The organism is Pseudomonas sp. GD04019, assembly GCF_029837695.1.
In the GTDB taxonomy this organism is placed as follows: domain Bacteria; phylum Pseudomonadota; class Gammaproteobacteria; order Pseudomonadales; family Pseudomonadaceae; genus Aquipseudomonas.
In genome coordinates, this window is record NZ_JAOEEA010000026.1 from 1 (window position 1) to 5,095 (window position 5,095).

Annotated in this window: 3 protein-coding genes; all 3 read right to left on the reverse strand. The window is 66.7% G+C overall.

Annotation, left to right across the window (positions count from 1 at the left end; all coding sequences use genetic code 11):
• Positions 1 to 797 (reverse strand): hypothetical protein (locus tag N7607_RS23010; RefSeq protein ID WP_279869484.1); only part of this gene is annotated, 797 nt, incomplete at its 3' end.
• Between the two features lie 7 nt (positions 798 to 804).
• Positions 805 to 2,421 (reverse strand): hypothetical protein, encoded by a 1,617-nt coding sequence (locus tag N7607_RS23015; protein WP_279869482.1) that lies wholly within the window; start codon positions 2,419 to 2,421, stop codon positions 805 to 807.
• On the reverse strand, positions 2,421 to 5,095 hold a 2,675-nt coding region (locus N7607_RS23020), incomplete at its 5' end, for a hypothetical protein (protein WP_279869480.1). The genes N7607_RS23015 and N7607_RS23020, both read right to left, overlap by 1 nt.

The window sequence follows — 5,095 nt, forward strand, 5'->3', positions numbered from 1 at the left end:
GGCGGCTCGATGATGATCACCGGCCCGTCATAGTCCGGGTATGTGATGCCCGTGGGGTAAGCGTCCGCAGGCCTGGCCCGCCCCCATGGCAACCAGCGCGCCGCGTCGCGTACCGGGGAAGTGCCGTGGCGTAGGGCCACGCGCTGATCCCTCGGCTGGGTCGGGCGGTCGCGCAGGTTGCGCCCGAGCTGGAAATACACAGGCGCCGTGCGGGCCGGCAGGTAGCGCACTCCGTTGAAGCTGAAGCGCAGCGGCTGAGTGCCAGGGCGGTACGGCGGCAGCGCCTCGATATAGCGCCACTCCCGCCCGTAGCGGTCGGTATCGCGGTGGCGCAATCCGTTGCCGCTGTCGACGATGCGCGCCATCTGCCAGAGCAGGCGGTGGCCGGTCTTGTCTGCCGGCTTCGCCCACTGCCAACCCTCGCGCTGGCCGTGATCTTTCGGCGCCACACCGCCCCAAGCCACGGCCTTGGCCTGGCCACTGCGGGCCAGCGCCTGCGACCAGCCCTCACGCTGCAGCTGGTCGAAGGCACCGGCCTGACGCCAGCCTGACAGGGCAGCGCCATCCCTGGCCGGGGCCTGGGAATGACCCAACCCCACCCGCAACTCGACCGGCGGCACTGCCGCATAGGGCAAAGAGGGCGCCACCTGCACCGCAGACGCTGCCCCCCAACCACCACCCAGGCTCAGGCGCAGCCGTGGTGGCTCGGGGTACACCACATCAACGTGCCGAGCCTGCAGGCGGAACAACAGCGGCGCCGGCACCTGGTAAGGGCCAGACAGTCGAAAACGCAGCATGGCCACCTCACGGCGTGACGAAGGTCATCTTGAGCGGGCCATGGGCCTGCGGCTGGTAGTACGGTTTGGCCTTGGCTCGGGCGGTGCCGATGTAGCCCTCCGTGCCGTCGCCCTCGTCGGCCCACCACTGCGGCTCCTCACTCCCGGCAGTGCCGGCCACGACCACCTCGTAGACGTAGCCGTTGTTCACCGGAGGCCGAACACGCGCACCCAACCCCAGCTCAGCACCGGCCTGCCAAACAAGCCCCGGGAAGTCGACGGCGAAGGCGAAGACATCCCCACCCCCATAAACCTCGGTCTCCACACGGAACTCGCCCAGCAGGTTGCTCAATGCCCGCCCCATAGGGGCATAGCTCTGGTCAGCACGCAGCTCGACCACAACCACCTCGGCATTGGCCAGCGGCTGCACAGTGCCAAGCATCGGGTGGATCTCCTCCACCACACCATCCAGGAAGGCAGGGTCGCCCTCCAGCACAGGGCCTCCGCCACCACTACCGCTCGCGGTATCCAGAGTGATGAATTGCTGAGCACCGCCTGTGAGCCTGGTGGTTCGTGGCGAGGAAACAGTCTTGTATGCCGGGGACGGTGTGAAGGTCACGCCGTTGACGGTGACGGGGCTGCTGCCGAAGGTGATCGCGCCCAGTCCAAGCGCACGACCAGCCTCCCCAGCCTGGTAGATGTACCCGGTATCCGTGGGCGGCAAGTAGTACCGCCCGGCCGCGAAGTAGAACCCCTCCTGCAGCCGATCAAGCCCGAAGTCCTCGGAGGCAAAGACCGCGAAGGTGAGCCAGCGACGGATACGCACATCCAGAGTAAGGGCACCATCAGCATCAGTGCTCCCCAGCAGCGTCCAGCGCCCCTCGGCCTCGTAATAGAGTTGGCGGGCCTTAACCACTCCATCCACCTTGGTCAGCAACACCAGCGAGACCGTTTCCGCAAAGTACGGGCGAGGCGCATCCAGCGTCTCATCCGTGTACCAGGCGGCAGCCGAAAACGCATTGCTGGCCTGACCGTCCAGGGTTGCCAGCGTTGGCTTTGCAGTCAGGCGTGTGTACCAGGTCTGTGTCGAACCGGCGTAGCCGTAAACATGAACAAATGTCACCAACGACTGCCCAGCATAGAAGGAGGTCATCGACGGCATGGATGTAGCCGAAACCGCTCCAGTCAACAGAACGCGCCGGAACTCCTTCGCTTCCAACGCCACAAAATCCTCCCGGATATCAGCAAAGTACGCCGCGTTGAAAAAGTTGCTCAAGGAGCACCGCACGTAGCAATCCGTGAAGTAGCAATTGACGAAGGGGACGATGGTTGACGTTGAGCCTGATGAATTGGAGAACGACGACAGCACAGCATTTCTGAGCATGACCCCAGCCATAGACGCTGCAAGGCTGGCTTGTGGGTTGACGTTAAGAACCAACGAATACCCACCACCATCGATGACCTTGCACTTGTAAGCTCTGGCAGCAGCCTGCGTGATCCCCGAGGTAAAACCGGCGGCCACATCGCCCGTCACCCGGTAATACCCCGTCGAGGCTGAATCCCGTAGAACCGTCGCCCAATGGGCACTGGTTTCAATCAGCCAGGGGTCGGCTTGCGACCCCGTACCATTCAACCCTGCAGTCATCAGTCTGCATCTCCCCTAACCTGAATCTGGAAGGTGTCGTCCTGCACGGTGCCCTGCCCTGCCAGCACTGTGCGGCAGATCCACAGTGGCCCCAGGCAGGCGTCGGTGTTGAAGCGCACTGCGTTGCCCGCCGCCCAGCCGCTACCCCACCCGCCCGCCGGGATGGTGAAGTACGGCGCGCCGTTGGCCGGGTTGATCGGCGCGCAGTCCGCCCCGGTGCTGCCCGTGGCGATGATGCCCAGCTGCTGCTCCACCACCTGGAAGGCCGTGGCGCTGGTGAACACCAGCGCCCACTTGCCGGCGATGCTGCCCAGGTTGGTGACCACGGGCGGGTAGTTCAGCTGGTTGTACTGCGCGGTGGTGCTGTCGCCGATTGGGTTGTCCGTCCAGTTCGGCGCGCCACTGCTCCAGGTCTTCTGCGTGAACCAGCGATAGAGCCGCGCCTGCAGGTCGCCCCAGGTGACCGCGCTGCTGACCATCGCGCCGGCCGGCAAGTCCCACGGCAGCGGGCTGTTGATGCCGAGCACGCCGCTGATCTGCACCTCGGTGCAGACCGTCATGTGCTCCACCCGGTCGCGCACGGTCAGCGGCGGCACCAGGGGCGAGCCCTCGGCATCGTTGAGCGCCAGCGGGTTGGCGAAGGTCACCCGACCCAGCTCGCGGTTCACGCTGTAGGCCTGCGGATCGAGCGCCACGCCGTTGGCATCCACCACGCCGATGTCGGCCTGGTGATCGCGCGCCAGGCTCACCACCTGCCCGGCAGTCGGCGTGCCGATGTTGGTTTCGGCGGTGTGGTGGATCACCAGCACCTCGCCGTCACGGTAGATCGGCACCCGGCCATCGGCTGGCAGCCGCACCGGATCGAGGCCGATCAGGTTGGCGTCCAGCGGCAGGCTGGTGTAGAGCACGGCGTTGTAGCGCAGCAGCACCGGGATCACCGGCACGTCGCTGGCCCCGGTGCTGTCCTCCGGGTTGGTGGTGAACAGCAGGCGCACGATGCCGGTGTTGTTGTCGATGGTGCCCTTGATCACCGGGCTGTCGATGTTGCCGTTGATGTCCGCCGAGGCGGTGACCACCTGGGCGTTGTCCACCCGCACGGCGGTGATCTGCAGGCTGGCCGGGCGAACCGGCGCGCCGGGCGTGCGGAAGGTGACGCCGCGAATGCTGAAGCCGGCGTTGGTGGTCAGGCAGGCCAGCAGGTTGATGCTCGGCGCCACGCCGGCCGGATAGCTGGTCAGGGTGGCGGTGCCGCCCTGGTAGTCCACGCTGCCCACGGCCGCGCCGGCATTGGTGGTGCTGGCGATGTTCTTGAACAGCACCCCGTCGCGGTCAACATAGGTTTCGCCGCCCCACTGCAGGATCAGCGAGCCCGGCACAATCGGCTCGTCCACGCTGGGCAGCAAGTCGAAGGTTACGGTCGGCGCCGGCTGGCTGTCGGTCTGCTCGCCGTAGGTCAGCCCCACCGATTGGTAGCGCACGGCCAGCGAGCCGCCGAAGCCTTCCTGCTGGGTGGTGTTGGTCGTCACCAGGCGCGGCTCCAGCTGGAACTGGTCGCGCACCATCTGGTAGCTGTACTCCTTGTAGGTGTAGTCCTGCTTGACCTTGAGGCTGAAGGCGCCCGTGCTGTAGTTGATGCTGCCGGTGAAGCCTTCCCAGCCGCCGCTGCCGTTGTCCACGGCGTTGCGCACGATGGACTTCTGCGACTCGTACACCGGGGCCGAGTTGCCGCCCACCAGCGCCGCCGGCACAGCCTGGCGCTGGGTGACCACCCACTGCATGCGCACGCTGCCGGGCTGCAGCGGCGCGCCGGGGATGGTGCCCGTGACCAGGCCCGCACCATCGGCGGACAGGCTCAGGCTGTCGTCCACCACCTCGCCTTGCTCGTAGGCATAGCCGATGCTGCTGCCGCTATCCGGGGTGGCGCTGAGCTGCATCGATACTTCGCCGGCCGCGTAGTTGATGATGCCCGCGCCGCCGGTGCCGCTCAGGGTGCCGTCGCCCTGATCCTGCAGCACCTTGCCAGCGCCGCCGCTGGTGTAGGTGACCTCCAGCGAGCCGGGCAGGATGCCGTCATGCGGCAGGGTGTGGCGCACCTGGGCCACAGCATTGACGCCGCCGCTGTGCTGGGTCAGCTCCAGATCGTTCTGCGCGATGTACTGGTAGACGATGGAGCTGCCCACGTCCGGCAGCGCATTCAGGGTGAGGCTGACGCCGCCCGTGGCAAACACCACGGTGCCGCTGCCCTGCCCCTCCAGCTCGCCGTTGCCGGCGTCGCGCACTTCCTGCCACTTGCCGAGGGCCATGAAGCTGATGATCAGCGTACCCGGGCGCGGCTTGGCCTCAGCCAGGTTCAGGGTGTAGGCATAGCCACGGTTGCCCAGCTGGATCTCGATCTCGCCGGTCACGGTCTGGCCGGTGACGGCGGCGCCCGGGGTGTAGGTGACCGAGGCGGTTCCGGTGTAGGCGCCGCTGGCCCGGTACACGTTGATCTCGCCGGTCTCGTAGTCGATCTCCAGCTTGGTGAAGGCGTTGCTGCCGCTGATGAAGCGGAAGCCGCCCTTGCTGTCGTCCTCGAACACGCCGCCGCTGATGGTGAGCGACACGGTGCCCGGGCGGCAGGCGGTGCTCAGGAAGCTGCGCGACTGCGAGGCGGTGACGCTGGCGAAGGTCAGCG

What these genes read in the sequence shown, in the direction of transcription:
- N7607_RS23015 (WP_279869482.1), bottom strand. Translation starts at nt 2,421, where the DNA reads ATGACTGCAGGGTTGAATGGTACGGGGTCGCAAGCCGACCCCTGGCTG.